21 protein-coding genes are annotated in these 26516 nt (G+C 68.8%); 11 read left to right on the forward strand and 10 right to left on the reverse strand.

Annotated elements, in window-relative coordinates:
- Positions 1–66 precede the first annotated feature (66 nt).
- The 4 genes from QH290_RS07060 to QH290_RS07075 form a co-directional block, all read right to left on the reverse strand.
- On the reverse strand, positions 67–1704 hold the full coding sequence (locus QH290_RS07060; protein WP_280266844.1) for an ABC transporter ATP-binding protein: 1638 nt from the start codon (positions 1702–1704) through the stop codon (positions 67–69).
- Complete coding sequence (locus QH290_RS07065; RefSeq protein ID WP_280266845.1) at positions 1701–2558, reverse strand: ABC transporter permease; 858 nt, start codon at positions 2556–2558, stop codon at positions 1701–1703. Before QH290_RS07065 ends, QH290_RS07060 begins: the two co-directional genes overlap by 4 nt.
- Positions 2559–2634: 76 nt before the next feature.
- Positions 2635–3594 carry an ABC transporter permease gene (locus QH290_RS07070; protein WP_280266846.1) on the reverse strand — a complete coding sequence of 320 codons (960 nt, stop codon included), beginning with the start codon at positions 3592–3594 and terminating at the stop codon, positions 2635–2637.
- The gene (locus tag QH290_RS07075) at positions 3591–5177 is read right to left on the reverse strand and encodes an ABC transporter substrate-binding protein (RefSeq protein ID WP_280382303.1); all 1587 of its coding nucleotides are present in this window, start codon (positions 5175–5177) and stop codon (positions 3591–3593) included. Before QH290_RS07075 ends, QH290_RS07070 begins: the two co-directional genes overlap by 4 nt.
- Positions 5178–5394: 217 nt before the next feature.
- Between QH290_RS07075 and QH290_RS07080 the strand changes: the two genes are divergently transcribed.
- Together QH290_RS07080 and QH290_RS07085 are read left to right on the forward strand one after the other, a co-directional pair.
- Complete coding sequence (locus QH290_RS07080; RefSeq protein WP_280382304.1) at positions 5395–7692, forward strand: arylsulfatase; 2298 nt, start codon at positions 5395–5397, stop codon at positions 7690–7692.
- 52 nt (positions 7693–7744) lie between these two features.
- Positions 7745–8059: a hypothetical protein gene (locus tag QH290_RS07085; protein WP_280266849.1), complete on the forward strand. Its 315-nt coding sequence runs from the start codon at positions 7745–7747 to the stop codon at positions 8057–8059.
- 103 nt (positions 8060–8162) lie between these two features.
- Here the strand turns inward: QH290_RS07085 and QH290_RS07090 are convergent, their stop codons facing one another.
- A complete protein-coding gene (locus tag QH290_RS07090; RefSeq protein WP_280266851.1) occupies positions 8163–8600 on the reverse strand; it encodes a YdeI/OmpD-associated family protein in 438 nt (145 codons plus the stop codon).
- Positions 8601–9024: 424 nt separating this feature from the next.
- Here QH290_RS07090 and QH290_RS07095 point away from each other — a divergent pair, with 424 nt between their 5' ends.
- The 8 genes from QH290_RS07095 to QH290_RS07130 all read left to right on the forward strand — a co-directional run bounded on the left by QH290_RS07095 (position 9025) and on the right by QH290_RS07130 (position 18088).
- Positions 9025–12762 (forward strand): nitrate reductase subunit alpha, encoded by a 3738-nt coding sequence (locus tag QH290_RS07095; protein ID WP_280382305.1) that lies wholly within the window; start codon positions 9025–9027, stop codon positions 12760–12762.
- A gap of 10 nt (positions 12763–12772) precedes the next feature.
- Complete coding sequence (gene narH / locus QH290_RS07100; RefSeq protein ID WP_280382334.1) at positions 12773–14473, forward strand: nitrate reductase subunit beta; 1701 nt, start codon at positions 12773–12775, stop codon at positions 14471–14473.
- Positions 14470–15150 (forward strand): nitrate reductase molybdenum cofactor assembly chaperone, encoded by a 681-nt coding sequence (gene narJ / locus QH290_RS07105; RefSeq protein ID WP_280266853.1) that lies wholly within the window; start codon positions 14470–14472, stop codon positions 15148–15150. The genes narH and narJ overlap by 4 nt, the downstream gene beginning before the upstream one ends.
- Positions 15147–15887, forward strand: coding sequence for a respiratory nitrate reductase subunit gamma (gene narI / locus QH290_RS07110; protein ID WP_280382306.1), 741 nt, complete (start codon positions 15147–15149; stop codon positions 15885–15887). Before narJ ends, narI begins: the two co-directional genes overlap by 4 nt.
- An 83-nt stretch (positions 15888–15970) precedes the next feature.
- Positions 15971–16225, forward strand: a complete 255-nt coding sequence (locus tag QH290_RS07115) for a type II toxin-antitoxin system Phd/YefM family antitoxin (RefSeq protein ID WP_280382307.1) — start codon at positions 15971–15973, stop codon at positions 16223–16225.
- On the forward strand, positions 16222–16653 hold the full coding sequence (locus QH290_RS07120; protein WP_280382308.1) for a type II toxin-antitoxin system VapC family toxin: 432 nt from the start codon (positions 16222–16224) through the stop codon (positions 16651–16653). Before QH290_RS07115 ends, QH290_RS07120 begins: the two co-directional genes overlap by 4 nt.
- A gap of 289 nt (positions 16654–16942) precedes the next feature.
- On the forward strand, positions 16943–17503 hold the full coding sequence (locus QH290_RS07125) for a PadR family transcriptional regulator (RefSeq protein ID WP_280266857.1): 561 nt from the start codon (positions 16943–16945) through the stop codon (positions 17501–17503).
- A 78-nt stretch (positions 17504–17581) separates the two neighbouring features.
- Positions 17582–18088, forward strand: a complete 507-nt coding sequence (locus QH290_RS07130) for an anthrone oxygenase family protein (protein WP_280266858.1) — start codon at positions 17582–17584, stop codon at positions 18086–18088.
- A 30-nt stretch (positions 18089–18118) separates the two neighbouring features.
- Here the strand turns inward: QH290_RS07130 and QH290_RS07135 are convergent, their stop codons facing one another.
- From QH290_RS07135 to QH290_RS07150, 4 genes are read right to left on the reverse strand one after another with little or no spacing between them, the layout of a single operon-like run.
- Complete coding sequence (locus tag QH290_RS07135; RefSeq protein ID WP_280382309.1) at positions 18119–19858, reverse strand: N-acyl-D-amino-acid deacylase family protein; 1740 nt, start codon at positions 19856–19858, stop codon at positions 18119–18121.
- 38 nt (positions 19859–19896) lie between these two features.
- Entirely contained in the window at positions 19897–21621 is a 1725-nt protein-coding gene (locus tag QH290_RS07140) for a class I adenylate-forming enzyme family protein (RefSeq protein WP_280382310.1), read from the reverse strand.
- Positions 21618–22784 carry a serine hydrolase domain-containing protein gene (locus QH290_RS07145; protein ID WP_280382311.1) on the reverse strand — a complete coding sequence of 389 codons (1167 nt, stop codon included), beginning with the start codon at positions 22782–22784 and terminating at the stop codon, positions 21618–21620. Before QH290_RS07145 ends, QH290_RS07140 begins: the two co-directional genes overlap by 4 nt.
- Positions 22781–24154, reverse strand: coding sequence for a flavin-containing monooxygenase (locus tag QH290_RS07150; RefSeq protein WP_280266862.1), 1374 nt, complete (start codon positions 24152–24154; stop codon positions 22781–22783). Before QH290_RS07150 ends, QH290_RS07145 begins: the two co-directional genes overlap by 4 nt.
- A gap of 107 nt (positions 24155–24261) precedes the next feature.
- On the opposite strand from QH290_RS07150, the gene QH290_RS07155 reads away from it, so the two are divergent.
- The gene (locus QH290_RS07155) at positions 24262–24885 is read left to right on the forward strand and encodes a TetR/AcrR family transcriptional regulator (protein ID WP_280266863.1); all 624 of its coding nucleotides are present in this window, start codon (positions 24262–24264) and stop codon (positions 24883–24885) included.
- Positions 24886–24907: 22 nt separating this feature from the next.
- On the opposite strand, the gene QH290_RS07160 is transcribed toward QH290_RS07155, so the two are convergent.
- Positions 24908–26440: a flavin-containing monooxygenase gene (locus QH290_RS07160; RefSeq protein WP_280382312.1), complete on the reverse strand. Its 1533-nt coding sequence runs from the start codon at positions 26438–26440 to the stop codon at positions 24908–24910.
- Positions 26441–26516: the final 76 nt, after the last annotated feature.

The following is a 26516-nucleotide window of genomic DNA, read 5'->3' on the forward strand; positions in this document are numbered from 1 at the left end:
TGCGCCACCATCTGACCATTACGGCGCATCATTTCACGCTCGCGGTGTGACGACGGAGAGCCCGGTTCAGGCACCGAGGGCCAGCGCCTCCCGACCGACCCGGTCGGGTTCGGGGGTCGGGACCGCCGCCAGCAGGCGGCGCGTGTAGTCCTCGCGGGGCCGTCCGAAAACCTCTGTGGGCGGACCGGTTTCGACGACGGATCCGCCCTGCAGCACGACGACACGATCCGCAACCTGATGCACCACCGCCAGGTCGTGGCTGATGAACAGGCAGGCGAAACCGAATTCGGCGCGCAGGTCGGCGAACAGGTCCAGCACCCGGGCCTGGACCGAGACGTCCAGCGCGCTGGTGGGTTCGTCGGCCACCAGCAGGCGCGGCGCCAGCGCGAGCGCACGCGCGAGAGCGACGCGCTGGCGCTGCCCGCCGGACAGTTCGCCGGGGCGGCGACCGGCGTAATCGCGTGGCAGGCGGACCGATTCGAGCAGTTCGGCCACCCTGGCGCGCAACAGCGAACCGGTCGCCGCGCGATGCACAAGCAGCGGTTCGCCGATGGATTCCTCGATCGTGCGGCGCGGATTCAGCGAGGCGGCGACGTCCTGGTGCACCAGCGCCACGTTCTTGCGGATCGCGCGCAGTTCGCGCGGCGACAGCCCACGCAGCGAGGTCCCGTGCAGCACGACCTCGCCGGTGTCGGCCGGGACCAGTCCGAGCGCGGCTCGGCCCAGAGTGCTTTTGCCCGAACCGGATTCGCCGACCAGCCCGATCACCTCGCGCGGGGCCACCGACAGCGACACCTCGCGCAGCGCCCGGAACCGTTTACCACGGTCACGGTAGACCACCGCGAGATCTCGTATCCGCAGGACCGGTTCCGCCGAATCCTGTTCGGGTACTTCCACACTCGATTCCGAAGCGGTCCTGTCCACCTCCGGAAGTCGCGGCACCGACGCGAGCAGGGCCCGGGTATAGCTCTCGGAAGGCGACTCGAACAGCTCCCGCACCGGTTGCTGCTCCACGATCCGGCCGCCGTGCATCACCACCACCCGATCGGCGATCTCGGCGACCACTCCCAGGTTGTGGGTGATGAACAGGATCGCGGTTCCCTTGTCCCGCTGCAGTCTCCGCAGCAGTTCGAGAATCTCCGCCTGCACCGTCACATCGAGAGCGGTGGTGGGCTCGTCGGCGATGAGCAGCTCCGGATCGCCCGACAGCGCCAGCGCGATGACGACCCGCTGTTTCTGCCCGCCCGACAGCTGATGCGGATACCACTCGACGCGGCGCTCGGGTTCCGGAATATCCACCAGGCCGAGCAGTTCCACCGCCCGCGCCCGGGCAGCGGCCCGCGAGATCGGGCCGTGCGCGCGCAGCGCCTGGATGATCTGGGTCCCGATCTTCTGCACCGGATTCAGCGCCGTCTGCGGCTCCTGGAAGACCATGGCCGCCCGGGTACCGCGCAACTCGCGGAGCTGCCGCTCATCCGCATCCACAATCTCGTTCCCGCCCAACCGGATCGAGCCCGCGGCGCGGCCTCCGGACGGCAGCAATCCCAGCGCCGACCGGGCCGTCAGCGACTTCCCCGAACCGGATTCACCGACCAGGGCGACGACTTCGCCGCGGCCGACCGTCAGCGTGATGTCGTCGACGACCGTGCGCGCGCCGAAAGACACGGACAGGCCCGTGATTTCGAGGATCGGTCCCGTACTCATCCGATTCTCCTCGCCCGGCCCAGCGCCTGGCCGATCAGCAGGAAGCCCAGCGTCAGCCCGGCGATGATCACCAAAGGTCCCACGGCCATGGCCGGATTGGCGTCCATATTCGACACCGACTCCGCCACCACCGATCCCAGCGACGGTTGCGGCTGCCGCACACCCAGGCCGATGAAGCTCATCGCCCCGTCAACGGCCACCGCGATCGACATCGACAGTGCCAGCTGCACTGCCAGCGGCTCGAGAACGTTGGGCAGCAGATGTTTTCGCAGCGTCCACCACGTGCCCGCGCCGATGACCGCGGCCGCCTCCACGAACGCCTGCTCGCGCACCCGCAGGATCGCGGTGCGGATCTGGCGGCCGAAGACCGGCACCTCCGCGGCGACGATGACGATGATCACCGCGTGCGCGCCCGGCCCGGTGATGGCGGTCAGCGCGATGGCCAGGATGAGCGCCGGGAAGGCGAGCACGACGTCGAAGACGCGTTGTGCCACCGTATCCGCCAGCGCATGCGCGCTGGCCAGCAGCCCGATGGCCGACCCCAGCACCGCCGCGACCGGTACCGCGGCGAACACGATCAGCAGGTCTATCCGGAGCCCGTGCAGCACCCGCGCCCACACGTCCCGATTCAGCTCGTCGGTGCCGAGCCAGTGTGCCGCTCCGGGCCCCAGCAGGTTGGCCCCGGTGATCTGCGTCGTCGGGTCGTACCGACTCAGCACCCCCGCGAACAGCCCGGCCAGCACGATCACCGCGACGACCAGCGATCCCGCCAAGCCCTGGCCCCGCAGCAACGCCGGTCGCCGGATGCCGGAATCTCCTGCGGCAGTGGTTGTTTCTTCCACGACCGCGCTCATCGCAGTCCTCCAGAACGATGCCCCGAATCGCGCCGCACGCCGGAATGCCCGGCAGCCGTGCGTATTTCGTCACCCCTCATCCCCGCCCTCCGATCCGGATCCGCGGATCCAACCACGCGTGCACGATGTCGGTGAGCAGCTGGATCGCCACGAATACCGTCACCGACAGCAGCAGCAATACCTGCACGACCGGATAGTCGCGCCGATTGATGCCCTGTTCGATGAGCTGCCCGATGCCCGGCCACGCGAAGACCGCCTCGACCAGGACCGCGCCGCCGAGCAGATGCCCGGTCTGGATGCCCAGCGCGGTCAGCACGGCGGGCAGCGCGTTGCGCAAGGCGCCGCGGGTGACGATCTGCCACTGCGAGATTCCTTGGGAACGAGCGGTCAGCACATAGGGTTTGGCGAGTTCGGTGCGCAGCGCCTCGGTGAGGAACCGGGTGAGCGCCGCGCCCACGGGCAGCGCCAGGCAGGTGGCGGGCAGCAGCAGGTACTGCGCGGCGATATCGGGTCGCGCGATGAATCCGTCGGGCGGCACGCCGCCCGCGGGCAGCACCGGAATCGCGATCGCGAACACCAGCACCAGCAGCACACTGGTCACGAAGGTCGGCAGCGCGACGGCCGCCGTATTCGCCGCCGCCACAACGGTATTCAACCAGCGACGCGGCCAGACCACCGAGGCCACACCGAACCCGAGGCTCACCACGATCGCCAGCAGCAGCGCGACACCGGTCAGCACCAGGGTGTTGGTCAGCCCCTGGCTCACCAGTTCGGAGATCGGACCGCCGAGGATGTAGGACCGGCCGAGGTCTAGGGTGAGCAGTCCGCCGAGCCAGCTCAGGTACTGCGCCGGGATCGACCGGTCCAGCCCCAGCTGGTGCCGGATCGCCGCGATCGACTGCGGGGTCGCGTCCGGTCCGGCGAGCGTGCTGGCGGGATCGCCCGGGACCAGCCGCATCAGCAGGAAGATCAGCACCGAGGCCGCGAACAGCACCAGAACGGCGGAGGGCAAGCGGCGCAACAGATATCGGGTCATGACAGGAACGCCTCCGTGAGGACCGTCTCGCGGCGCTTGGTCCACTGCACGCCGTGCAGCCGCTTGGATGCCGCGACCTGGTTGAGCCGCGCGCCGATCTCGATGAGGAACAGCCCCTCCAGCAACTGGTCGCTGACGGCCTGGTAGGCCGCGACCGCGGCGGGGCCGGTGCCGTCGGTGCGCCGCCACGCGGAGTCGGCGGCGGCGACATACGCCGGAGATTCGTAGTGGGAGGCGTTCTTTCGCGCGTTGAAGGGATAGGCGCTGACGTTGAGCGTGGACGGCACGAACTGCGCCCACGAGTGATCGGTCACCCACAGACCCGGAAACTGGCCCCCGATCAGCTTTTTCACCGCGGTCGCGTCGTCGTTCGGGTCGAGGGTCACCTCGATCCCGGCCTCGGCCAGGTTGGCCTGCACGATCTGGGCGGTGGCGCCGTAGAAGGGCAGGCTGGTGTTGTACGACAGCGGGATCGCCGGTGGTGGCGGAAGCTGCGCGACCAGTTCGCGGGCGCGGCCGATATTGCGGGCGTAGCGGGTATTGCGCGCCTCGTCGTAGGCCGGAGAGGTCCTGGGCCACGGCAGGTTCAGCGGATATCCGGCGCCGCGGAAGACCTCCTCGATAATGCGTTCACGGTCGATGGCGTACGCGATCGCCTGCCGCATCCGGACGTCGGCCAGCGCCGGATTCCGCAGGTTCACACCGACATACACCTGCAGTTCGGCCCCATCGTAGGTGATCGCCCGGAACCCGGCCCGCCGCGAAAGGTTCTCGATATCCCGGGAATTCAGACCGTGGGCGAGTGCGATCTGACCCGACCGCAGCGCGTTGAGCTGCGCCTGACTGTCGGGAACGACCGACAGCTGCACCCGGTCCAGATACGGCCGGTCGGGCACCCAGTACCGCTCGTTGCGTTCGAACACCATGCGGCTGTTGGGGATTCGCTCGGTGAAGCGGAAAGGCCCGGTGCCGATGAACTGCTCACCGGCCGACAGCTCGCCGATGGTCTCGCGGTCCAGGATCGGCACGGTGTCGAGCAGATCGAAGATATTGCCCAGCGGGTGCGCGAACCGCAGGACGATGCGGTGCGGTGCGCCGGTGTCGTATTCGGTGATCGCCGCGGCGGTACTCTTCAGTTGCGCGGACCATTTCGGGTCGGCGTAGGTGCGCAGCGCGAATTCCACATCGGCGGAGGTGAAGGGCCGCCCGCTGTGGAAGGTGACGTCGTCGCGCAGTTCCAGGGCGAGCGACAGGCCGTCCGGTGCCAGCCGCCACGAGGTCGCCAGCAGCGGTTGCGGTTCCAGCCGGTCGTTCGGGTAGCGGACCAGGGTCTCGTAGACCAGGCCGATGACCGCCGGAGTCGTCGCGGTGTTGGTGAGGATGTTGGCGGGGACGATGTCGTAGGGCGTGCCCACCTTCAGCGTGCCGCCCCGCACCGGCGTCGCATCGGCACCGGCGGCATCGAGTTCGTGCACCGCCGAGGTGCAGGCCGCCAACGCACCGCCGCCGAAGACAGCGAGCGCGGACACGCTCGCGCCCCGCAGAAACGTGCGGCGCGATAACGCGCCGGGTGGTGAGCTCATCTGGGAAATCCTCGGAATGCTGGCGGACTGCTGTCATGGCGTCGTTCACTCACGACAGCAGCAGCACGACGGTCCGCCCGAGCCTGTCCGGGGCGCGCTGGGCCGACTCGTGTGCATGGCAACCGACGGTAGAAGAACTACGACCGGTCGGCACCGGTTGCACGCACCCTGCACAAAACCCTGGCGAACGGCCCCGGTGTCCGGTTTCGCTGGACCGATGTCTGTGCCTGACCATGCCCGCGGCTACGAGAACGTCACCGCACCGATCGGCCGCACCACCGCCGACGCCGAACCGCAGTGGACCTATCCCCCGGCCGCGCCCGCGGGCGCCCCGAACATCATCGTGGTGCTGGTCGACGACATGGGCTTCAGCGATATCGGGCCGTTCGGCTCGGAGATCGAGACGCCGACGCTGGATCGCCTTGCCGCACAGGGCATCCGGCTCACCAATTATCACACCACCCCGCTGTGCTCACCGTCGCGGGCGGCCCTGCTCACCGGAATCAACCCGCACCGTGCGGGTTTCGGGTTCGTCGCGAACGCCGATCCGGGATATCCGGGCCTGCGGCTGGAGCTGGCCGACGATGTACTCACGCTGCCGGAGGCATTGCGCGCCAACGGCTATGCCACCTACGCGGTCGGCAAGTGGCATCTGGTCCGCGATGCCACCATGAACCCTGCGGCGCACCGGGATTCGTGGCCGACACAGCGCGGCTTCGACCGCTACTACGGATCGCTGGAGGGATTCAACTCCTACTACTACCCGAACCAGATCGTCTCCGACGGCTCGGTGGTCGACGTGGAGAGCTACCCGGAGGACTACTACGTCACCGACGATCTCACCGACAAGGCGATCGCGTACCTGAAGGACCTGCGGGCCCACGACGCGGTCAAACCGTTCTTCCTCTACTTCGCCCATGTCGCGATGCACGGTCCGCTGCAGGCCAAGCCGGTCGATCTGGAGAAGTACCGCGGCCGGTATGCCGCGGGCTGGGATCGGTTGCGGCACAGCCGTTTCGCGTCGCAGCTGGCGCAGGGCCTGTTTCCGCCGGGGACCCGGCAGAAGCCGCGCAACACCGAACCGGGATACGAGGCCCGGGAGTGGGATTCGCTCTCGGCCGGGGAACAGCGCCGCTTCGCGCGCTATATGGAGGTCTACGCGGCGATGGTCGACAATATCGACCAGAACCTGGGCCGCCTGCTCGACGTGGTGGAGCGGCTGGGCGAGCTGGACAACACGATCGTCGTCTTCACCTCCGACAACGGCGGCACCGCCGAGGGCGGTCCCGTCGGAACCCGCAGCTACCTGGCGGAATTCGCGCATGTCGACGATCCGGACTGGGTCGGGGACGTGCCGCACGACGAGGAGCTGATCGGGACCGCACGCCTGGGCGTGCACTACCCGCGCGGGTGGGGGCAGGCGTCGAATACGCCGTTCCGGTTCTACAAGGGGCAGACCTTCGCCGGGGGCGTGCGGGTGCCGTTCGTGGTCTCGTGGCCGAAAGGGCTGCCCGCCGGCGAGATTCGGCGCGAATACGTCTATGTGACCGATCTGGCGCCGACCCTGCTGGAGCTGGCGGGACTCTCGCGCCCCACCGTGCGTAACGGACTGCCCGCCAAGGACTTCGACGGCGTTTCGGCGGTTCGGGTGCTGCGCGATCCCGAGGCGGCCTCGGCACACGTCGAGCAGTATTCGGAGATGACCGGGCACCGCGGCTTCTACCGCGACGGCTGGAAGCTGCTCGCGCTGCACGAGCCGGGCACCGATATCGACGACCCACGCTGGCAGCTGTTCGACGTGCGCACCGATCCGACCGAGCTACACGACGTCGCGGCGCAATTCCCCGAGAAGGTCGCCGAGCTGGCCCGCGCGTGGGATGCGGCCGCCTGGCACAACACCGTGTTCCCGCTGGTCACCCGCGCGGACCTGGCACGCCGGAGGCCGGAGGAGGCCCGGCTCGCGCGGCCGCTGCGCCTGCTGCCCGGCACCCCCACGCTGGAGCGGTACCGCTCGCAGCGGCTGATCGCCTATCGCGACTTCACCGTCACCGCCGAACTCGGCGGATATGCCCCGGGTGACGAGGGAGTACTGCTGGCGCACGGCGATCCGCAGGGCGGCTACCTGCTCTATGTCGAGGATGGGCGGGCGGTGTTCGGATTCAACGGCTACGGCCGCTACGCCACCGTCGCCGCGCCGATCCCGCCGGGCGCGCGGGGGATCACCGTCGCCGCCCTCGTGCGACCCAAGCTGCGCTGGGATTTCACCGTCAGCATCGACGGGGAACCGGTGGCGCAGCTGCTCGATCGGGTCCAGCTGGTCGGCATGGCGCCGTGGACCGGCATCTCCGTCGGTGTCGACGCCCGCGGACCGGTCGCCTGGGAGCTGCGCGAGCGCCGCGGCCCGTTCCGCTACACCGGTGACCTGCGCGCGATCACCTACACCCCGGGGCAATTGCGCGTGCCGGAGCGGACCGTGCGCGCCGTGGAGGCGGAGGCCGAAGTGCTGGCCGAGTAAGTGGATCCCGAAATCGCCCCCGTACACGGATCGTCCGTTGCAGGATGGGACCGTGCGGTTGCATCGGCACATTCCCTGGGTGGCAGCCGCGGTCGCCGCGATCGCGTGGACGGCCGCGGCGGCATGGAGCGTGGCGATCGGCCTGTTCCAGGCGGCGGATACGCGCTGCGGCAGCACCGCGCCCCGGGTCGACATGGCGGGCGGCTGGTGGGTGATCGCCACGCTCGCCGTCTGGACCCTGCCGTTCGCGTTGTGCGCGTTCATGTTTCGATCCCGCTGGGCGGTACCGGCGGTATGGCTGGCCGTCGTGGTCGACCTGGTGGTGGTCGCGGCGATGTTCACCCACCCCACGCGCTTCTGCTGGTGACGACCGCCCGCAGCGCGTCGACGGTCCCGCTGACCACCGGCCGCGACGAGCGCTACCCGCAGCGCGTCGACGGTCCTGCTGACGACCGGCCGCGCGATGAGCGCTACCCGCGCAGCGCGTCGATGATCTTTCCGATACGCCCGGCGCGCGTTTCGGGCCGCTTCGCGTCGGTCACGGACCGGGCCTGTTCGCGGCGGCGGGAATAGGATTGCCCGTCGAAGCTCTCACGCAGCCCGGCCTCGGCCAGCGCCGCGGCCAGATCGTCGGGCACCGCCACGGTCCGCTCGGCGGTGTCGCGCTCGAGGGTGACCGTGACCGTATCGCCGGGCTCCTTGCCGACCGCCGCGCGGATGGATTTGAGCAGGCCGATGCACGGACCCTCGCCCATGGAGACGATCGAACCGGTGTAGTCGACGCCGTCGAAGGTGGCTCGTACCGGGATCCGCCCGCCGCCGCCCAGCGCCGACACCACCTCGGCGGGCACGGGCACGTAGGCCCCGCCGCCCCGGGCGGACTCGATCGTGGCCTCGAATCGCTGCATGACCGCATGCTAATCCGGACGCCGCCGCAGGTGTCGGATATCCCCCGGCGATCGGCGGGCAAATGATTTACCGCGCGGTAATTCGCGCGACGTAACCTGTGCGACGTCCGTCTCACCGCGGCGGAAATCGGCGCCGAAGCCGGAAACCGGATGTGTTAACAAATGTAAAACGCCCGAGAACCGGTCGTTTCCAAAGCATCACCGGTGCGCCGCCCGAATGCCCCCGCGGGGTCGGAAACCGGCATCGCCCCAGGTCGCCCCCGACCAGGCCCGGTGTGGCCGCTACCGCACAGTGACCGTCACGTTTCCCGAGCCTCACAACTCACAGGGCCCGCAGGAGCGTTGTGAGAGAACCGTTTTGCCCGCTCCCCGAGCGTCCTTACTCTCGGTGCAGCAGCCCGATTCTCAGCTCGAAGGGGGCGTTGTGGTTATTTCGCATACAAAGGGTTCGACCCCCTCCGATACCGCCGGGGCAGGGGATGCGCTGCTCCGGTTGGGCAAATACTTCACGCGCGGCGAGGTGTCCGGCGATCTGCGCAGCGTGCACAAGGTGGGCGGGCGCAGCGCCGACGAGTTCTATCGCGACCGCTGGGCCCACGACAAGGTGGTCCGCTCCACGCACGGGGTGAACTGCACCGGTTCGTGCTCGTGGAAGATCTACGTCAAGGACGGCGTGATCACCTGGGAGTCCCAGCAGACCGACTATCCCTCCGTCGGCTCCGACAAGCCCGAGTACGAGCCGCGCGGGTGCCCCCGCGGCGCCTCGTTCTCCTGGTACACGTATTCGCCTGCGCGCGTGCGGTATCCGTATGTGCGCGGCACGCTGCTCGAGATGTACCGCGAGGCCAAGGCCGCGGTGAAGGATCCGGTGGCCGCCTGGGAATCGATCGTCGAGGATCCGGAGAAGGCCAGGCGGTACAAGTCGGCCCGCGGCAAGGGCGGGTTCGTACGCGCCGAATGGTGGGAGGCGGCCGAGATCGCCGCGGCGGCGCACGTCCACACGATCAAGCGCTACGGCCCGGACCGGGTCGCCGGATTCTCCCCGATTCCCGCGATGTCGATGGTGTCGCACGCGGTGGGCGCGCGGTTCATCTCGCTGCTGGGCGGGTCGATGCTGTCGTTCTACGACTGGTACGCGGATCTGCCGGTGGCCTCGCCGCAGGTGTTCGGCGACCAGACCGATGTGCCCGAATCCGCGGACTGGTTCGACGCCGGGTACCTGATCATGTGGGGCTCGAACGTGCCCGTGACCCGCACCCCCGACGCGCACTACATGACCGAGGCCCGCTACCGCGGCCAGAAGGTGGTCGTGGTCTCCCCCGACTACGCCGACAACACCAAGTTCGCCGACGAGTGGGTGGCGGCCCGGCCCGGAACCGATGCGGCCCTTGCCATGTCGATGGGCCACGTGATCCTGAAGGAATTCTTCGTCGACAGGGCCACGCCCCGATTCCTCGACTACACCAAGCGCTACACCGATCTGCCGTTCCTGATCGCGCTCGACGAGCACGACGGCGGCTGGAATGCCGACGGCGAGTACAGCGCCCACACCTGGGTGCCCGGAAAGTTCCTCACCGCGGCCGATCTCGGTGACACCGGCGAGGGAGCCGAGCACAAGACGGTGCTGCTCGATGCCGACGGCGAGCCCGTGGTCCCGAACGGGGCGCTGGGACACCGCTTCTCCGACTCCGGCGCGGGCAGCTGGAACCTCGATCTCGGGGATGTCGATCCCCTGCTGACGCTGTACGGCCGCACCGATGACGTTGCGGCCGTGCGGTTGCCTCGCTACGACGGCGAGACCGGTGTGCTCAGCCGGGGCGTGCCGACCAGAATCGTTGCGGGCAAACGGGTCACGACCGTCTACGACCTGCTCCTCGCCCAGTACGGTGTGGCGCGCGCGGGCCTGCCCGGCCACTGGCCGACCGGGTACGACGATGCGAACGAGCCCTACACCCCCGCCTGGCAGGAGGCCGTCACCGGCGTCCCCGCGGTGCAGGCGGCGCGCATCGCGCGCGAATTCGCCGACAACGCCGACCGATCCGGCGGCCGCTCCATGATCCTGATGGGCGCGGGCACCAACCACTGGTTCCATTCCGATCAGATCTACCGCTCGTTCTTCACCCTCACCCTGCTCACGGGCTGCCAGGGCGTCAACGGCGGCGGCTGGGCGCATTACGTCGGCCAGGAGAAGTGCCGACCGGTAACCGGCTGGGCCACACTGGCATTCGGCCTGGACTGGCAGCGCCCGCCGCGGCAGATGCAGGGCACCGTGTTCTGGTATCTGGCCAACGACCAGTGGCGCTATGACCCGTTCACCGCCGAATCCTTCGCCTCCCCTTTGGGTTCCGGCCGATTCGCCGGGCGCACCGCGGCCGACAATATCGCGCTGGCGTCGCGGCTGGGCTGGATGCCGAGTTATCCGACGCTGAACCGCAATCCGCTCGATCTCGTCGACGAGGCCGAGGCGGCGGGCAGGACACCGCAGGAGCACGTGATCGACGGCCTGAAGTCCGGTGAGCTGCGCTTCGCCTGCGAGGACCCGGACGCGCCGGAGAACTTCCCGCGCTGCCTGACCGTGTGGCGGGCCAACCTGCTCGGCTCCTCCGGCAAGGGCAACGAGTACTTCCACCGGCACCTGCTGGGCGCCGACTCCAACCTGCAGACCGGCGAGGCCACCGGAGTCCGCCCGCAGGAACTGGAATGGCGCGAGACCGCGGCCACCGGCAAGCTGGATCTGCTGCTGTCGCTGGACTTCCGGATGACCTCCACCACGCTGTTCTCCGATATCGTGCTGCCCGCGGCGACCTGGTACGAGAAGCACGACCTGTCCTCCACCGATATGCACCCGTTCGTGCACGCGTTCTCCCCCGCCATCTCGCCGCCCTGGGAGGCCAAGACCGACTTCGAGGCGTTCCACCGCATCGCGCGCGGGTTCTCCTGGCTGGCCGAGAAGCATCTCGGCACGCGCAAGGATCTGGTCGCGGTGCCGCTGCTGCACGATACGGCCGATGCGCTGGCCCAGCCGGGCGGACGGGTGCTCGACTGGAAGGCCGGGGACTGCGAGCCGATCCCCGGTAGGACGATGCCGAAACTCGTTGTGGTCGAACGAGATTACCCGAAGATCGCGGAGAAGATGGCCGCCCTCGGGCCGCTGATCGACTCGCTCGGCGTCACCACCAAGGGTGTCACCACCCACCCCGATCCCGAGGTCGAATACCTCGCCGGCGTCAACGGCACCGTGGTGTCGGGCGCCGCGCAGGGTCGTCCGTCGCTGGCCAAGGACGTCCATGCGGCGGAGGCCATCCTGGCGCTGTCGGGCACCACCAACGGCCGCCTGGCCGTGGAGGGGTTCGAGGCTCTCGAGCGCCGCACCGGCACCAAGCTGGCGGATCTGGCCGCCGAGCACGAGGGCAAGCGGATCACCTTCGCCGACACCCAGGCCCGGCCCGTCCCGGTGATCACCTCGCCGGAGTGGTCCGGATCCGAGACCGGCGGGCGCCGGTACTCGCCGTTCACCATCAATACCGAGCGGCTCAAGCCCTGGCACACCCTCACCGGGCGCCAGCACTTCTACCTCGACCACGACTGGATGATCGAACTCGGCGAACAGCTGCCGATCTTCCGGCCGCCGCTGGATATGGCGGCGCTGTTCCGGGAGCCCGACGTCGGGACGGTGAGCGACAGCGGCGTCACGGTACGGTATCTCACCCCGCACTCCAAGTGGTCGATCCACTCGGCGTATCAGGACAACCTGCACATGCTCACGCTCTCGCGCGGCGGGCAGGCGATCTGGATGTCGGAGAGGGACGCGGCGAAAATCGGTGTCGCCGACAATGATTGGATCGAGGCGAGCAACCGCAACGGCATCGTCGTCGCCCGCGCCATCGTCAGCCACCGCATGCCCGAGGGCACGGTGTTCATGTACCACGCCCAGGACCGCGCGGTGGACGTCCCGCGCATCGAGGGCACGCCGAACATGAACGGGGCCAAGGGAAAACGCGGCGGCATCCACAACGCGCTGACCCGCATCATGATCAAGCCCTCACATCTGATCGGCGGCTACGCGCAGCAGTCGTTCGCGATCAACTACCACGGCCCCACCGGAAATCAGCGCGACGAAGTGACCACGATCCGCAAGCGCAGCCAAGAAGTGGAGTACTGACATGCGTGTCATGGCGCAGCTGGCCATGGTGATGAACCTGGACAAGTGCATCGGCTGCCACACCTGCAGCGTCACCTGCAAGCAGGCCTGGACCAACCGGTCCGGCACCGAGTACGTGTGGTTCAACAACGTGGAAACCCGTCCCGGGCAAGGCTATCCGCGGCAGTACCAGGACCAGGAGAAGTGGAAGGGCGGCTGGAAGCTGGACCGCAGGGGCCGCCTCACCCTGAAGTCCGGATCGCGAATGAAGCGGCTGCTCAACATCTTCGCCAACCCGGACCTGCCCACGGTGTCGGACTACTACGACCCGTGGAGCTACGACTACGACAATCTGCTCAGCTCCCCGGCCATGGACACCACCCCGGTGGCGCGGCCGAAATCGCTGATCACCGGCGAGGACACGAAGATCACCTGGGGCGCCAACTGGGACGACGACCTGGGTTCCGGGCCGGAGCAGGTCGGTAGGGATCCGCTGCTGTCCAAGCTGTCGGACCAGGTCAAGCTCGAATTCGAGCAGACCTTCATGTTCTACCTGCCGCGCATCTGCGAGCACTGCCTCAATCCGTCGTGCGCGGCGTCGTGCCCGTCCGGCGCGATCTACAAGCGCGCCGAGGACGGCATCGTGCTCGTGGACCAGGACAAGTGCCGCGGCTGGCGGCAGTGCGTCACCGGATGCCCCTACAAGAAGATCTATTTCAACCACAAGACGGGCAAGGCGGAGAAATGCACCTTCTGCTACCCGCGCGTGGAGGTCGGCATTCCGACCGTGTGCTCGGAGACCTGCGTCGGGCGGCTGCGCTACATCGGCGTCATGCTCTACGACGCCGACGCGGTGCTGGAGGCGGCGTCGGCGACCGACGACAGGGACCTCTACCCCGCACAGCTGGGTGTGTTCCTCAATCCCCACGATCCGCGCGTGATCGCGGAGGCCGAACGCGCCGGGATCTCCCCGGAATGGATTCAGGCGGCGCAGGATTCGCCGGTCTACAAGCTCATCGTCGACTACCAGATCGCGCTGCCGCTGCATCCGGAGTATCGGACCATGCCGATGGTCTGGTACGTGCCGCCGCTGTCGCCGGTCGTCGACGTGCTGTCGGAAACGGGACACGACGGCGAGAACGTGGCCAACCTGTTCGGGGCCATCGACGCGCTGCGCATCCCCGTGGAGTACCTCGCCGAACTGTTCACCGCCGGTGAGGTCGGGCCCGTGCGTGCCGCGCTGCAGCGGCTGGCGGGGATGCGGGCCTTCATGCGCTCGATCAATCTGGGCCAGGAGCCGGATCTGTCCATTCCGGAATCGGTGCGGCTGGCGCCGGAGGAGATCGAGGCGATGTACCGGCTGCTGGCCATCGCCAAGTACGAGCACCGCTACGTGATTCCCAGTGGCGCCACTTCCCGTGCGCACGAACTGGATTCGCTGGCGACCGGCTGCAGCCTCGATGTCGACGGCGGGCCCGGAATGACGGCGTTCGACGCCATGGACGACAAGTTCCACCTCACCGACACCAACGGCGCGGCACCCGAGGAGAAGTCCTCCCGCGTCAACCTGCTCAACTGGGACGGCAGGTCCACCGAGGGCCTGCTGCCCTCCCGGAACGGCTCGAACGGCAACGGCCACAACGGTTCCGGTGGGCGATCAGGCCATGGCAACGGCGCGGCGGTGAACGGCTCCGGTACGACGATTCCCGAACCGAGCAAGGTCGCGCGATGAGCCTGCTGAAGATCCGCCGCCGCCCCGAGCCCACCGTGCGGATGTCCGAGCGCGAGCGGCGCATCGTGTGGCGCGTCGCGGCGCTGCTGCTCGATTATCCGAGCCGGGAAGCCCTGGCGATGATCGACGACATGGACGGCGCCACAGCCGAACTGCCGGACGAGGTGCGTCCACACCTGGAGTCCGTCCTGCTGCACCTGCGCAGCACCGAGCCCCTGGCCCTCGCCCAGCAGTACGTCGAGACCTTCGACCTGCGCCGCCGCGCCAGCCTGCACCTCACCTACTACGCCTACGGCGATACCCGCAAGCGCGGGATGGCGCTGCTCCGGTTCAAGCACGCCTATCGGCACGCGGGCGTCGAGCTGGGCGACTCCGAACTGCCCGACCACCTGCCCGTGCTGCTGGAGTTCGCCGCCACCGTCGACCCGATCGGCGGCGAACGCCTGCTCGGTGAGCATGTTCCCGTCCTCGAACTGCTGCGATTGTCGTTGTCCGACAGCGGATCTCCCTATGCGGGCGCGCTGGCCGCGGTCGTGGCGACACTGCCGCCCCTCACCACGGCGGACCGCCGCCGCATCGCCGAACTCGCCGCGCAGGGGCCACCCGGGGAAGAGGTGGGCCTGGACCCGTTCGCGATGGATCCCTCGCTGTTCGCCGGATCGGAAGGCCGCCGATGACCACCCTGCTCTGGATGACGCTGCCGTACGTGGCCTTCACCTCGTTCCTGCTCGGCCACCTGTGGCGCTACCGCAACGACCAATTCGGCTGGACCACACGCTCTTCCCAGATCTACGAGTCCCGCCTGCTGCGCCTGGGCAGCCCGCTGTTCCACTTCGGCATGCTCGGCGTCATCGGCGGGCATGTGCTCGGCGTTCTCATCCCGGAGTCCTGGACCGCGGCGATCGGCATCTCCGAACACCTCTACCACCTGGTCGCGGTGACGGCCGGGACGATCGCCGGGGTCGCCGTCATCGCCGGTATCGCCATCCTGCTCTACCGCCGCATCACCGTGCCCGCGGTGCGGCAGGCGACCACCACCAACGACAAGGTGATGTACGTGCTGCTGGCCGGGGCCCTGATCACCGGCCTGCTCAACACCGTCGGCAGCAACCTGCTGTGGGGCAGGCACAACTACCGCGAGACCGTATCCCCGTGGTTCCGTAGCCTTTTCACACTGCATCCCGAGCCCGACCTGATGGTCGGCACCCCCTGGACCTTCCAGGCGCACGGCCTGATCGTGCTCACCCTGATCGGCATCTGGCCCTACACCCGCCTGGTCCACATGTTCAGCGCCCCCATCGGCTACCTCGTCCGCCCCTACGTCGTCTACCGCAGCAAGGAACACAACGCCCGCGACAAACGCCGCTACGCCCGGGCCTGGCAAGCCCCCGCAATCCCCCCGACCCGCCGCTGACAACCCGGCCCCGAGAGCCTGGAACAACAGCCGGGCGAATTGTGGCTATACTTACAGCACCTAATATAGCCACAGGAGTAGCCATGCGGATCGGTGTACGCGAGCTGCGAGACGGACTGAGTCGACATTTGGCGAAGGTGCGGGCGGGACACACCGTGACCGTGACCGACCATGGCACGGCGATCGCCCGCATCGTGCCGGTCGACCAGCCGACGACGCTCGAACAACTCATCGCCGAGGGCCGCGTCCGCGCTGCCACGCGCCGCAAGGGTCGCGCACCCGCGCCGGTCGAGCCGGACGGATCCGTGAGCGATCTCGTTTCCGAGCAGCGTCGGTGATCGCTTACTTCGACACTTCGGCCTTCGTTCCGCTCTTGATAAGGGAACCGACCACGGCCTTCTGTCAGCGGCTGTGGAACGAGGCCGACAGCGTCGTCAGCTCACGGCTTCTCTACGTCGAGACGGCCGCAGCGCTCGCACAGGGCCTTCGCCTCGAACGGCTTACCGAGCGTCAGCACACCGACGCCCTTCGGCTACACACCCGCATGTGGCAGGAGTTCGATGTCGTCGAGGCGGACGAAACGGTGACGGAACGGGCCGCCACCCTCGCCCATGACCTGGCCCTTCGCGGCTACGACGCCGTCCACGTCGCGTCGGCGGAACGGCTCGACGACCACGATCTCGTCGTAGCCAGCGGTGACCGCAAGCTCCTCGATGCATGCATCAAGCTATGCCTGACTACCGCAGACACAAACTCGCAGCCGTAGCTGGCGAAGGACCCCGGCGACCGATACGACTCGTGCGGCGAACCCGCCCGCCTGCTCGCCGAGGCACTGCGCGGCATCGATCCCCGTCCCCTCGCCCACCTGCGGAAACGATTGAACGGGGCGTTCACCAGGAACACCGCGTTCCGGCGGAAACCGGCCCCGGCGCGTAAGAGTTCCGGCACGCGATAGGCGAACGCAGGGCTGACCCTGGCCGAATATGCGTAGAGCTATGCTCGACAAGTAACCAAATACGGCTAGTCGACCCGACAACCCCGAACAGGAGGCTCCCGTGACGGCGGTTCGGCTGCTCGTCCTCGGCGCGGTCCGGCGGCACGGCCGCGCGCACGGCTACCAGGTGCGCGCCGACCTGGAGTCCTGGGGCGCGCACGAATGGGCCCGGGCCACGTCGGGCTCGGTGTATCACGCGTTGAAGTCGCTCACCAAGGACGAGTTGCTGCGCGCGCACGACGCGGCACCGAGCCAGGCGGGCGGGCCGCCGCGCACGGAATACGAGCTGACCGCGGAGGGCGAGCAGGCCTACCTCGAACTGCTCCGCTCGGCGCTCGCCCGCCGCGACCCGCGCCTGGACATGCTGGCCGCGGCCGTCGGTTTCATCGACGACCTCCCCCGCGCGGACGCCGTCGCCCTGCTCCGCGACCGGGCCCGTGAGCTGGCCGAATGGCGCGCGAGCATCACCGCCCACCTGCCACCGGACGCCGACCTCGACACCTGGGGCCCGGTCGGCGAGGTCATCGGCCTGTGGCTCGACACCGCCGACAGCCGCGCCGCCTGGACCCGGCGCCTGATCGACCGGCTGGAGGGCGGCGCGTTCCGCATGGCCGACGACTGACGCGCCGGTGGACGCTCGCGCATGTCCGAGAGCGTCGCAGCGATGTCGATTCGCGCCGCCGCCCGGTGTACTTGGTCCATGCAAACGACAAGCACCACCACCCAGACGTTCGGCGCGATCTCCCTCGTGGTGGCCGCCCTCTCGACCGGCCTGCTGGCCGGGGTCTTCTACGCCTACGCCAGTTCGGTGATGCTGGCGCTGCGGCAGGTCGACGACCGCACCTTCGTGGACGTGATGAACCGGATCAACACCGTCATCGTCAACCCGGCCTTCATGTTCAGCTTCCTCGGCTCGATCGTCTTCACGGCCGTGGCGGCGGCGCTGCACCTGCGGGCGGATCAGCGCACGGTGCTGTGGTGGATCCTGGCCGCGCTGGCGCTCAACGTGATCAGCTTCCTGATCACCTCGGCGGGCAATATCCCGCTGAACAACCAGCTGGCCGCCGTCACCGACGGCGCCGATCTCGCCGCCCTGCGACAGCAGTTCGAAGGGCCCTGGGTGCGGCTGAACATCCTGCGCGCGCTTGCCAACACCGGCGCCCTCGGCGTCCTGGCCTGGGCACTGCGGTGCGCGGGCCGCGGGTGAGACATGCTGCGCCCCAGCACATCCGGGCTGTCACCCGGCGCGGAGGAACTTCCCTGTGCGCCGGGTCCCGAGCGTGTCTCCCGCGTTGCCGTCGCCGAAAACGTATGTGCCACCGACGAATACCGCATTCACAGCGCCGTCGTTGCGATTGACCATTCGGGACAGGTTGTCGAAGTACGGCGCCGGGTGTTCGGCGTAGGCGTCGAGGCTGTCGTCGAGCCGGTCCGGGTCGATCACCACCGCATCCGCCCGGTCCCCCGCCCGCAGGTGTCCGGCGTCGAGTCCGTACCAGTCGGCGAGTTCGCCGGTGACGCGATGTACGGCGTGCTCGATCGTCATGAACGGGCGTCCCGCCCGCTCGGCGTCGCGCACCCGGCGCAGCAGCCGCAGCCCGAAGTTGTAGAAGGCCATATTCCGCAGATGCGCCCCGGCATCGGAAAAGCCCAGCTGCACACCGGGATCGGCGGCGAAGCGGTCCAGCACGCGCGGGCGGTGGTTGGAGATCGTGGTGCGCCAGCGCACCTTCCCGCCGTACTCCACGACCAGGTCCAGGAACGCGTCCACCGGATGCACGCCGCCCCGTTCCTCCCCGACCCGGCCGAAGGTCTTGCCGATCACCGAGGCGTCGGGGCAGTCGACGATCTCGGCGTCGAAGAAGTCGCGATGCCACACCCGCGGGCCGTATTTCCGGTCGTAGTCCTTGCGGAACTGGCGGCGGTAGCTCTCGCTGCGCAGCAGCTGCCTACGCTCCTCCAGTCGGTTGGACAGATGCAATGCCGCCGCGCCGGAACCGAATTCCTCGAATACCACCAGATCGATGCCGTCGGAGTACACCTCGAACGGCACCGGCAGATGCTGCCAGCGGAAGTCGCCGCCGAGCGCGTTGAGCAGGCGCGCGGTGGCCGGAAAGATATGCGCGACGGCCGGTATCGCCTTGATGTCGGCCGCCGACAGCAGGCTCACCTTCAGCGGCTTGCGCCAGATGCCCAGGCTGCTCGCCGCCATCGCCACCAGGCTCTGCGGGCGCGCCACGTCGGGCCCGCCCTGCAGCGCCCGGCGGCGATCGCGCAGAATGGCGTTGAGCCGCCGCCGTTCCCGGGTCGTCGCGTAGGTCGAGGGCAGCGTGCGAGAACGGCACATGTCGCCGTCCAGCTTGTCGAACAGCAGCTGCTGCGAGGACATGCCGACGAAGCCCGCGTCCAGCGCCTCGGTCAGGTGGCGCTCCATCGCGGAAAGCTCTGCCGCCGTGGGCCGCACATCCTTGCGCGTCGCACGGTCGAGACCCATCTCGGCGGCTCTGATATCCGAATGTCCCAGGAAGCCAGCGATATTCGCGCCCAGCGGCAGGGCCTCCAGGGCGTCGGCGTACTCGTGGGCGCCGCGCCACGTCTTCAGGTCGCCGAGGGCCTCGATCACGTGCTTGCGCGGAATCGCCTCCACCCGCCCGAACAGGTCCCCGGCCCCCTCGGGGTCCACGTGCACGGTCGACAGCGAGCACGAGCCGAGCAGCACCGTGGTGACGCCGTGGCGCACCGACTCCGACAGCGCCGGATCCAGCAGCACCTCCACGTCGTAGTGGGTGTGGATATCGACCATGCCCGGGATCACCCACTTGCCCGCGGCGTCCACCACGGTGCCGCAACCGGTTTCGTCGAGCGGGACGGGCGAGACGGTGGCGACCCGGCCGTCCCGGATGCCGAGATGGCGGACGGCCGCGGGCGCGCCGGTGCCGTCGAACCAGCGGCCGCCCTTGATGATGGTGTCGTACACGGGAGTACCTCTTTCGGCGCCCCGCCGACCCGGCGGGGTCAGATTTCTATCTCGCGCCGCACGACCTTCCCTGTGGCGTTGCGCGGCAACGGCTTATCGGTGATCACCCAGCGGGCGGGGACCTTGAAGTAGGCCAGTCGTGCCGCGGCGAACTCGCGCAGCCCGGTCTCGTCGACGGCGGCCGGTGCCGACACGACCACGACGGCGGCCACCTCCTGGCCGAGGTCGTCGTGCGGGACGCCGAGCACCGCCGATTCGAGCACGGCCGGATGCTCGTCGAGCGCGTTCTCGATCTCGGTGGGGTACACGTTCTCCCCGCCGCGCAGGATGAGATCCGAACGGCGGCCGGACAATCGCAGCCTGCCGTCCTCGAGCGTCCCGAAATCACCGGTGCGCAGCCAGCGCCCGGCATCGATCGCGGCGGCGGTCGCGGCCTCGTCGTTCCAGTACCCCAGCATCACGTACGGGCTGCGGACGCAGATCTCGCCCTCCTCGCCGTCGGGCAGCGGCGTGCCGTCGGGGTCGCGGATCTCCACCGCGACGCCGAGAATGGGACGCCCCACCGTCTCGGGATGCGCGGCGAGTTCGGGCGGCGTGGCAACCGTTGCGGCCGTACCGCTTTCGGTGAGCCCGTAGCTGGTGGTCAGCGCGACCTGCGCGACGGGCAGGCGCTCGCGCAGCCGCTGCTGGAAGGCGGGCGACGAGGGAGCGGCATTGAGCGAGAACGCCGTCAGCGTCGACAGGTCGTAGCCCGAAAGGTCGTGTTCGAGCATCCGGCTCGCCATGGTCGGCACCGCGCCCCAGTTGGTGACCCGTTCGCGCTCCACCAGCCGCAACAGCCTGTCGACGTCGAACGCGCCCTGGTGGATCACGACGGCGGCGCCGGTCGCCAGCCGCGGGATCACCAGGTTGTGCAGGCTGGCGATGTGGAACAGCGGCGAGGTGAGCAGGAAGCGCTTATCGCTCGGTTCCCGGTGCGGCATGCCGCGGAAGGCCGCCACCATCGCATCGGTGAATCGGTGGTAGTCGGTGACGGCCACCAGGTTTCGATGCGAATGCACCACGCCCTTGGGGCGTCCGCTGGTGCCGCTGGTGTACAGGATCACCGCCGGATCGTCCTCGGCCACGATCGTCCGCGGCGCCGCGCCGGAGTACTCCTCGATCAGCTCCGGCAGATCGCCGTCCACCGTGAGCACCGCAATACCGGCGCCCGGCCCACCGTCGGCGCCCTCGCTCCGGGCATCCCCGCTACGTTCCGGGTCGCCCGCGTGCGGACCGCGATACCCGATCTCGCTCAGCAACGCGGCTCTCCTCGCATCCGCGATCACCACCGCGGGTTCGGTGTGCTCGAGTCCGTAGGCGATCTCGCGCGGCGCCCACCAGGCGTTGTAGCCGACGGGAATCGCGCCCAGGCACTGCGCCGCCCAGAACGCCACCACCCACTCCGGGCCGTTGGCGGCCAGGATGCCGACGCGGTCGCCCTTGCCGACCCCGTACCGATCCGCCAAGCCCTGTGCCAGCGCACCGGCCGCGTTCGCGTGCTGCGCGAACGACATTCGGCCCTCCGCGGTCACCAGGTATTCGCGCTCGCCCCAGGCGAGGGACGCCTCCAGCAGCTCCGGCAGCGAGCGGCGGCGATGGCGCATCGCCGGGATCGGTGCGCCCAGCACCTGCTCGACCGTCATCTCGAACGCCCCGCCCGGGCCGGTCAGCTCGGCGGCGATGCGGGCCGCGGCGGCCTGCGGGTCAACGGCTTCGGTCATGTGTGGTCCACTCCTCGTGTCCGTCCCCGCACCGCGTCGAACGTCGCGCGCAGATAGGCGTCCGAGCGTTCGGATCCGATCAGACTGCTCGCCATGCGATTCATGGTGTAGGCGAAGGTGATCCGGCGGTCCAGATCGTTGACGACCATGGCGCCCCCGTAGCCCGCCCACCAACACACCCGCCCCTCGGGCACGGCGGGCACGGTCTGCGGGTGCGGCAGCCCGTAGCCGATGCCGAAGCGCAGCGGCACCAGCAGCGCCAGATCGACGCCGTCGGACTGCTGCTCGAAGATCAGGTCGATGGTCTTCGGCGACAGGAACTTCCGGCCGCCGAGTTCGCCACCGCAGGCGATGAGCGACTGCACCCGCGCCACCGACCGCGCATTGCCGTGTCCGTTCACCGCGCCGAGTTCGGCCTGCCGCCATGCGGGCGTGGCGGTTTCGGCGACGTCGAGCAGCGGGCTGGTCAGCGTCTTCACCAGGATGCTGGACCGGTCGAGCGCGGCCATGTCGAACTTCGGCAGCTCCGGCTGCACCATGGTGGCGATCCGGTCGAAATGCTCGGGCCCGGTGCCGATGTGGAAGTCGGCGCCCAGCGGCCGCGCCAGCTCCTCGGCGAAGAACTCCCCCAGCGAGCGGCCGGTGATGCGGCGGATCACCGCGCCGACGAGATGCCCGTAGTCCAGGGCGTGATAGCCGGAGGCGGAGCCCGGCTCCCACCACGGGGGCTGGGCCGCGAGCCGGGCGGCGGCCGCCTCGGCGTCGTAGATATCGTGCAGCGCGATCGGCGGTTCCCAGCCGGACACCCCGGAGGTGTGTGCGAGCAGGTGCCGAATCTCGATGTCGCCCTTGCCGTTCGCCGCGAATTCGGGCCAGTAGTGGGCCACCTTCTCGCGGACGTCCAGCTCACCGCGGTCGACCAGCAGCAGGGCCGACAGCGCCACCATGGTCTTGGTGACGGAGAAGACGTTGACCAGGGTGTCGGCGCGCCACGGCGCGGTCCTCGCGGGGTCGGCCCAGCCGCCCCACAGGTCGACCACCGGATCGCCGTCCACGGTCACGCAGACCGAGGCGCCCAGTTCGGCACCCGAACTCAGCTGCTCGTCGAATGCCTCACGCACGCCGATGAATTCGTCGAGACAGAAACCCGAGGAGGTACTCATCCCCGCACCCCCTGCGCCGCCCGCGCCGGTACCGGCAGCGTATTGCCCGCCGCCGCAGCGCGTTTCGCGCCCCGGGCCAGCTCCTCGCGCAGCTGGCGAACGTAGGGCTCGAACTCGATCTGAATGGTGTGGCGCGGCGAATCATAGTAGCGCCCGGTGCGTTTGGTCTCCTGCCTGCGCACCGACTCCTCGATCTCCGCGCGCGGCGGCAGGTGGTAGCGGCCGGTCAGGTACGCGGCCACGAGTTTGCTCTGCTGCTCGGCGAAGTTCACCAGTGTCGGCAGCGGCTGCGCCAGGCCCAGATAGAAGAGGTTGTCGATGCCCGGCTTCATCATCAGCTCGAACAGCGGGATGCGATTGTCCCGGTCGGGGAGCAGCTCCGGATCGTCGAAGAACGGGAAGCTGATGTGATATCCGGTGGCGCACAACACCACATCCACCTCCTCGGCGCTGCCGTCGGCGAAGCGCACCCGCCCGCCCTCCAGCCGGGTGATGGCCGGTTTGCAGGTGATATCGCCGCAGCCTGCGCGATGCAGGAACTCCTCGCTCGCCGACGGATGCGCCTCGAACGGCCGGTGGTCGGGCTTGGGCAGCCCGTAGTTCTCCATCTCACCGCGGTACTTGCGCACGAAGCGCTGCTTGAGCCGCAGGCCCAGCTTCGGCGGCATCCAGCGCGGCATCGACCGGCGGTCGCCGACCTGGCCGTTGACGTACTTCGGCAGCACCCACACCCCGCGCCGCGCGGACACGAACAGCTTCTCCGCCACGAATCGCTGCGACAGCTCGGAGGCGATATCCAGGCCCGAATTGCCCATGCCCACCACGACGATCCGCTTGCCGCGCATATCGATCGGGTCGAACGGATCGTTGTAGGCGTGGCTGTGCATCAGGACGCCGTCGAATTCGCCCGGGTAGTCCGGGAAGCGGGGATCCCAGTGATGGCCGTTGCACACGATGAGCGCGTCATAGGTCGCCGTCTCGCCGGTGTTGGTGGTCACCAGCCACAGCCCGTCCGGGTCTCGTTCGGCGGCAACCACTTTCGTGTTGAACCTGATCCTGTCCCGGATTCCGAAGTGGTCGACGTAGTCCTTGAAATAGGCGAACAGCTCCGAGTGATGCGGAAAGTCGGGCCAGTTCTCCGGCGCCGGATAGTCCTCGAACTGCAAGCGGTACTTGGACGTATCGATGTGCAGGCTCTGATAGCAGGCCGACATCCCGTTCGGATTCTTGAAATACCAGTTGCCCCCGACCTCGTCGGAGCACTCGTAGCAATCGAACGGAATACCGTGCTCGGCCAGGCGTTTGGCGACGGTGATCCCGGAGGGCCCGGCGCCGATGACGCACACCCGGGGCAGTTCGCGTGGGTCCAACTCTGTTCTCCAAAACTAGAACTCGTTGCAGCACTCGTGACGTGGCACACAGTAGCACTCGCTAGACATCATGTCTAGTGAATGAACGATCGTCTACCATCGACGGCATGCCGACGGATTCGAGGACAGGACACCGCGGTTCGCTCCGCGACGAGCAGAAGCGACTGACCCGCGCCCGGATCGTCGACGCGGCGCGGCAGCTGTTCGAGGACCGGGGCTATTCGAGCGTGCGCGTCGACGACATCGCGGCGGCCGTCGGCTGCAGCCGCGCCACCTTCTACCTGCATTTCACCGGTAAGACCGAGGTGTTGCGCGCCATCGCCGAACAGGGCACACTGCCCAGCGTCCGGCAGCGCTACGAGGACCTGGACCGCGTCCTGGTCACCGGTTCCCGCGCCGAGTTCGCCGCCTGGATGACCCGGGCGATCGAATGGTTCGCCGAGAACAAGGACCTGCTCCCGGCCTGGGACGAGGCGACCGCGCTGGAGCCGGAGTTCCGGGAGGTCGCGCGCGAGGGCATCATGACCCTCGCCGACAGCATGCCGGCGTACCTGTCCCGCTGGCCCGCCGACCGCCGCGACGAGGCCCGCCTCCGGATAGAGCTCCTGGTCGCCCAGCTGGAACGCTTCTTCACCCGCTGGGCCATGCAGGGCACCATCGACGTCACCGCCGACCGGGCCGCCGAGGTCCTCACCGACATCTGGTACCCGGCCCTGCAGACCCCGGCCTGAAAAGCGCTCTCCCACAAGAGGATCAGCTCGCGGCGGAGGTCTCCCGCTCCTGGGCCGGTGCCGCCGTCACCTCGTAGGCCTCGAGGTCGAATCTGCGGGTCTCCCGCCGGAACGGCCAGGTAGTGCCGGGCCACAGGGTGGTGTTGTGTCCGTTCTTGTCGAGGTACCAGCTGCGGCAGCCGCCCGAATTCCACACGCTCCCGGTCAGTTCGGCCTGAATGCGGGCGTTGTAGTCGGCCTGGGCGTCGGCGCGGACCTCGAAGGTGCGCAGGCCGCGCTCGCGCAACGTGGTGAGGGCGTCGACGAGGTAGGCGAGTTGCGCCTCGATCATGTAGAGCTGCGAGGTGTGCCCGGTGGCCGTGTTCGGGCCGGTCAGGACGAAGGCATTCGGGAAGTTGGCCATCGTCGTGCCCTTGTAGGCGCGCGGCCCGGCGCCGTCGAACATCTCGGCCATGCTGCGCCCGTCCCGGCCGTGAACGATCGCGAAGGTCGGCGAGTCGGTGACATGAAATCCCGTGGCCACCACCAGAATATCGGCCGCATGCCGGGCGCCGTCGGCGGTGACGACGGCGTCCGGGGTGATCTCCCGGATCGGTGTGGTGATCAGGTCGACGTTCTCCCGGCACAGGGCCGGGTAGTAGTCGTTGGACGGCAGCATCCGCTTGCAGCCGATCCGGAAGGTCGGCCGCACGCGCGCCCGCAGCTCCGGATCGCGAATCTCCCAGCGCAGCTTGGCCTCCGCGATCAGCTCCAGCGGTTTGGTGAATGCGGGGCCGCGCGTCAGGCAGTAGCCCTGGGTCTCCCGCATCAGGTAGACCGACGCCCGGTTCAGTTTCCGCCAGCCGGGCAGGTGGCGGAATGCCCACCGCTCCACCGCCGTGTACGGCCGGTCCAGCCGCGGCAGCAGCCACGGCGCGGTCCGCTGATAGACCTCCAGGTGGCCGACGGTGGCGGCGATGGCGGGCACGATCTGGATCGCCGAGGCGCCGGTGCCGATCACCGCCACGCGTTTGCCGCGCAGCTCCACCTCGTGATTCCACCGCGACGAATGGAACAGGTCGCCCTCGAAGGTCTCGATGCCCGGAATATCCGGCAGCCTCGGCTCGCACAGCACCCCGAACCCGCAGACGAGGTACTCCGCCGCGACCGGGCCGCGGGTGGTGTCCACCCGCCACAGCGCGGCCGCCTCGTCCCAGCGCGCCCGCGTGAGCTGCGTGTCGAACCACGCCCGGTCCAGCACGCCGGACCGCCGCGCGATCCGGCGCAGGTAGTCCTGGATCTCCGGTTGCGAGGAGAAGGTCCGCGACCAGTCCGGATTCGGCGCGAAGGAGAGCGAGTACAGATGCGACGGAACATCACAGGCGGCACCCGGGTAGCTGTTGTCGCGCCACGTACCACCCACCTCGGGGCCGCGCTCGATGATCAAGAAGTCGCGATGCGCGGCCCGGTCGAGCTCCATGGCCGCGCCCAGGCCCGCGAACCCGGCGCCGATGATCACGGTACCGACGCGGCGCACCGTCTCCTCGGTACCGGACTGCTCCACATCGGACTTCATGAAGCCTCCACAAACATGTCGGAGTCAGTGAACGGTTGTACACATCGTAGATACCCCCGACGCCGGTCGCCGCGCT

Source organism: Nocardia wallacei (genome assembly GCF_029869545.1).
In the GTDB taxonomy this organism is placed as follows: Bacteria; Actinomycetota; Actinomycetes; order Mycobacteriales; family Mycobacteriaceae; genus Nocardia; species Nocardia wallacei_A.